General features: G+C 67.2%; 4 protein-coding genes. 2 read left to right on the top strand and 2 right to left on the bottom strand.

What is annotated here, in order from left to right; all coding sequences use genetic code 11:
- Nucleotides 1-413: 413 nt before the first annotated feature.
- Both GRI75_RS14340 and cysS read right to left on the bottom strand, forming a co-directional pair.
- Nucleotides 414-1,325, bottom strand: coding sequence for a D-2-hydroxyacid dehydrogenase (locus GRI75_RS14340; RefSeq protein ID WP_235911684.1), 912 nt, complete (start codon nt 1,323-1,325; stop codon nt 414-416).
- A 23-nt stretch (nt 1,326-1,348) separates the two neighbouring features.
- Nucleotides 1,349-2,863, bottom strand: a complete 1,515-nt coding sequence (gene cysS, locus GRI75_RS14335; protein WP_160747687.1) for a cysteine--tRNA ligase — start codon at nt 2,861-2,863, stop codon at nt 1,349-1,351.
- A gap of 106 nt (nt 2,864-2,969) precedes the next feature.
- Between cysS and GRI75_RS14330 the strand changes: the two genes are divergently transcribed.
- Nucleotides 2,970-3,755, top strand: a complete 786-nt coding sequence (locus GRI75_RS14330; RefSeq protein ID WP_160747686.1) for an alpha/beta fold hydrolase — start codon at nt 2,970-2,972, stop codon at nt 3,753-3,755.
- A complete protein-coding gene (locus GRI75_RS14325; RefSeq protein ID WP_160747685.1) occupies nt 3,748-4,866 on the top strand; it encodes a PAS domain-containing sensor histidine kinase in 1,119 nt (372 codons plus the stop codon). The genes GRI75_RS14330 and GRI75_RS14325 overlap by 8 nt, the downstream gene beginning before the upstream one ends.
- The last annotated feature ends 80 nt before the right edge of the window (nt 4,867-4,946 follow it).

Here is a 4,946-nt window from a genome sequence, read left to right as displayed (position 1 = left end):
GTCACAAAACCTCGTCATCCTGAACTTGGTTCAGGATCCATCGCGCCCCACGCGAAGTGCTTGCGGGGGCGAGGGTGATTGCCGCGGGCCCCCTCCACCACTCGCTTCGCGAGCGGTCCCCCTCCCCGTCCCGGGGAGGATTTTGGGATGGGTCGCTGCGTGCGGCGTACCAGCAGACGTCTGTGCCCGTGGCCATGGACCCTGAAACGAGTTCAGGGTGACGATGAAGGTTAGGAGTGAGAATAAAGGTGGGGGCAGCCGGGAGCAGCTCTTCAATTAACATCGTCATCCTGAACTTGTTTCAGGATCCATCGCGCCGCACGCGCAGAGCTTGCGGTGGCGGGGGCGATCGCCGCGGGCCCCCTCCACCACTCGCTGCGCGAGCGGTCCCCCTCCCCGTCCCGGGGAGGATTTTAGTAGCCCAGCTTGAGATCCACTTGGGCTTCGAGGGGTTTGCCGGTGGTGAAGGCTTGGCAGTTGCGGGCGAAGCGTTCGGCGGCGCGGCGGAGGCTTGGGTCGGTGGGGATGCCGGAGAGGTGCATGGTGATATGGGCGTTGTCGAGCGACCAGAGTGGGTGGCCGGGGGGCAGGGGCTCCGGATCGGTCACGTCGAGCACCGCGGCGGCGATGCGGTTTTCGCGCAAGGCTTCGACCAAGGCTGCCTGGTCGATCACGTCGGCGCGGGCGTAGTTCACCAGGACGGCATCGGGTTTCATCGCCGCCAGCTCGGCGGCGCCGATCAGGCCGCGGGTCTCCGCCGTGCCGGGCAGCGCGAGGACGATCCAGTCGAACTCGCGGAGGCGGGCCTGCCATTCGCCGGGGCCGAGCGCGCCCTCGCCCGCGCGGCGGCGGACGGTGACGGTCTCCACGGAAAAGCCCTGCAACATCCGATCGATCGCCCGGCCGATGGCCCCCTGCCCCAGGATCAGCGCCTTGCTGCCCGCAAGCTCGCGGGTGCCGGGCGGACGGTCCAGCCATTCGCCGCGGTCCTGCGCGCGGACCACGGCTGGATAGTCCTTGGCCACCGCCAGCATGGTCATGACGGCGAACTCGGCCACGGCGGTGGCGGTCAGACCGGTGCCGCAAGTCAGCGCAACGCCGCGCCGCTCCAGCTCCGCCAGCGGCAGCCAGTCGACGCCGGTGTAGGCGGTGTTGAGCCAGCGCAGGTTCCCGGCGCTTGCTACGGCGGCGAGCACGGGCGGCTTCGTGTGAAGGTCGAACCAGCCGATCTCGGCCCGCGGTGCGAGCGCCTGCAGTTCCTCGGGCGAGGACCACCAGAGCGGTTCGATCCCTTGCGGCATGAGCGGCTCCACGAGAGAGCGCATGCGTGCCGGGAGGACGGCGAGGGTCAGAGCTTCCACTCCCAGCCGAGCGGGTCGCCGTCCATGGCTTCGACGCCCTGGGCGGCGAGTTCGTCGCGGATGGCGTCGGAGGTGCCGAAGTCCTTCTCGGCGCGGGCGGCCTTGCGGCGAGCGAGCGCGTCCTCGATCTCGGCTTCGGCGATCCGGGCGTGCTTCGGCCGGAGGCGGAGGTCGGCACGGGTGAGGCGGAGGAGATCGAGCCCGAGGACTCCGTCCATCGCGGCGACCGCCAGGAGCTTTTCGCGCGGATCGACTTTCTTGAGCGCGAGGACATCCTCGACGACGGTCAAAGCGATGGCGGTGTTGAGATCGTCGGCGATGGCTGCGTCGAATTTCTCGAGCAGGGGCCTGACCTTCTCCCCGACGTCACCCTGAACCTGGTTCAGGGTCCATCCCTCCTCCGGCGAGGGCGGTGCGGGTGGCGCGATGGATGCCGAAACGAGTTCGGCATGACGAGCTTTGAGCCCCTGCACAACGATGACCATGCGCTTGAGGCGGGTGAGCGCGGCGCCCAGGCCGTCCCAGCTGAACTCCAGCTCGCTGCGGTAGTGCGCCTGGAGGCACATCATGCGGTAGGCGAGCGGGTGGTAGCCTTTGTCGATCAGGAGCTGCAGGCGGAGGAACTCGCCCGCGCTCTTGCTCATCTTACCGCTGCGATCGACCAGGAAGTTGTTGTGCATCCACACACGGGCGCCGCTGTTGGCGGGCTCGCCGAGGCCGCCCGCGCAGCAGAACGCCTGGTTTTGGGCGATCTCGTTCGGGTGGTGGATCTCGCGGTGGTCGATGCCGCCGGTGTGGATGTCGAACGGGAAGCCGAGGAGCTTGCCGCTCATCACCGAGCATTCGAGGTGCCAGCCGGGCGCGCCGCGGCCCCAGGGCGAATCCCATTCCATCTGGCGCTTCTCGCCGGGCGGAGTCTTGCGCCAGATTGCGAAATCGGCGGCGTTGCGCTTGCCTTCGACGGCTTCGATCCGGCCCTCCCCGTCTTCGGTCACCGCGCGGGCGAGGCGACCATAGTCGGCGACGGTCGAGACATCGAAGTAGAGACCGTTGTCGAGTTCGTAGCAATGTCGCGGGGCGATCTGCACGGCGAATTCGATCATCTGGTCGATATAGTCGGTGGCGATCGACCAGTGCGCGGGCTGGCGGATGTTCAGCGCCTTCACGTCAGACCAGTAAGCCTCGGTATAGTGCCGGGCGATGTCCCAGATCGACTGGGCCTTCTCGGCGGCGGCTTTCTCCAGCTTGTCCTCGCCCGCGTCGGCGTCGTCGGTCAGGTGGCCGACGTCGGTGATGTTGATGACGTGGGTGAGCTTGTAGCCCTTCCAGCTCAGCGTGCGCCCGAGGATGTCGGCGAAGACATAGGCGCGCATGTTGCCGATGTGCGGGTAGTTGTAGACCGTAGGCCCGCAGGTATAGACACGCGCCTCGCCCTCATGGATCGGCCGGAAAGGTTCGACCTGGCGGGTCAGCGAGTTGAACAGGCGCAAGGTTGCGGTCATGGTGAGGCGCACTTACGCGGGAGGCAGGCGAGGTCAAGGCGCGGCAGCGTAACGGTGCGCGCGGGATATTAGGTCAACGGGCAAAGTGGTGCTAGGCGTTCCGGCGATGGCATTGAAGCGCAACAACGTACAGATCACCGGGAGCGGGCCGCGCTCGATGATGTTCGCCCATGGCTTCGGCTGCGACCAGACGATGTGGAAGGATGTGGCTCACGCGTTCGAGGACGATTTCCGCGTCATCCTGTTCGACCATGTCGGCGCCGGGCTGTCGGACCTCACTGCATACGATTCCAAAAAGTACTCGCGCCTCGACGGCTATGCCGAGGATGTCGTCGAGATCGGCCGCGCGCTGGAGCTGAAAGATGCGGTGTTCGTCGGCCATTCGGTCAGCGCGATGATCGGCGCGCTCGCCAGCATCCGCGCGCCGGAGATGTTCTCGGAGCTGATCATGGTCGGCCCTTCCCCGCGCTATATCGACGACGGGGACTATACCGGCGGCTTCTCCCACGAGCAGGTCGAGGAGCTGCTGGAATTCCTGGCCGAGAACCATCTCGGGTGGTCGGCGGCGATGGCCCCGGCGATCATGGGCAACGACGACCGGCCCGAGCTGGGCGAGCGGCTGACCAACAGCTTCTGCAGCACGGATCCGGATATCGCCCGCGAATTCGCCGGCGTGACGTTCTTCTCCGACAACCGGGCCGACCTGCCGTCCATCCCCGCGCGGACGCTGGTCCTGCAGTGCAGGCAGGACATCATCGCGCCGGAATGCGTCGGCGAGTATGTCGCCGCCAAAGTGCCGAACAGCGAATACGTGCTGCTGGAGGCAAGCGGACACTGCCCCAACCTGAGCGCCCCGGAGCAAGTCACGGCGGCGATACGCGCTTTTGTCTGAGGCCGTTCCAACAGAAGACCTGGCGGACCTGTACGACAATGCGCCGTGCGGCTATCTGTCGCTCTCGCCCGATGGGCGCATCGTCAAGATCAACCGTACGCTGGCCGACTGGCTCGGGAGGCGGGGCGACGAACTGCTCGGCCGCTCGATCCACCAGATCCTGAGCTTCGGCGGCAAGATCGCCTTCGAGACGCATCTGGCGCCGCTGCTGCGGCTGCAGGGCCATGTCCACGAGATCGCGCTCGACCTGGTCGATGCGGCGAACGAGAAGATCCCGGTGATCGCCAACGCCGCGGAACGGCGCGGCGCGGACGGCGAGCACCTGTTCTCCCGCCTGACGGTGTTCAAGGCGGTCGACCGGCGGAGCTTCGAGCGCAGCCTGATCGAAGCGCGCATCAAGGCCGAAGCCGAAGCGAAAAGCGAGCGCACCGCGCTGGAGCTGCGCGACCAGTTCATGGCCGTGCTGGGGCACGATCTACGCAACCCGCTGGCGGCGATTCGCTCCGGCCTTCGCCTGCTGGGCAAGGGCGAAGGCCGCACGGCGCGGGAAGAGGCGATCATCGGGGAGATGAACCGCAGCGTGGATCGCGCGAACCGCCTGATCGACGATGTGCTCGATTTCGCCCGTGGCAAGCTCGGCAGCGGGATCCCGCTCGCTCGCGACCGCGACAAGCCGCTCGCGCCGATCCTCGAGCAGGTGCTGGTCGAAATGCGGGCGATCGATCCCGACCGGGAGTTCCGCGCCCGGATCGAGATCGCCCACCCGGTCGACTGCGATCCGGACCGGATCGGCCAGATGGCTTCGAACCTGCTGGCGAACGCCGCCACGCACGGGTCGCCGGACCAGCCGATCATCCTGGAAGCGACCACGACCGACGAGGCGTTTCGCCTCTCGATCGCCAACGGCGGCGAGGCGATCCCCGAGAACGTGCGCGAGCACCTGTTCCAGCCGTTCTTCCGCGGCCAGGCCAGGGAGAGCAAGCAGGGCCTCGGCCTGGGCCTGTTCATCGTCAAGGAGATCGCCAAGGCGCACGGCGGTACGATGGAGGTCACTTCGACGGACGAGGAGACGCGCTTCACCTTCACAATGCCGCGCGAGGCGAAGGGCTAACCCAATCCTCCCCCTCTGGGGGAGGGGGACCGCCGAAGGCGGTGGAGGGGGCTGGCCTGGACGATCGGTTGAGCCAGGCC

This window comes from Croceibacterium soli (genome assembly GCF_009828065.1).
Taxonomy (GTDB): Bacteria; Pseudomonadota; Alphaproteobacteria; order Sphingomonadales; family Sphingomonadaceae; genus Croceibacterium_B; species Croceibacterium_B soli.
This window is presented reverse-complemented; position numbering and strand designations above follow the sequence as displayed.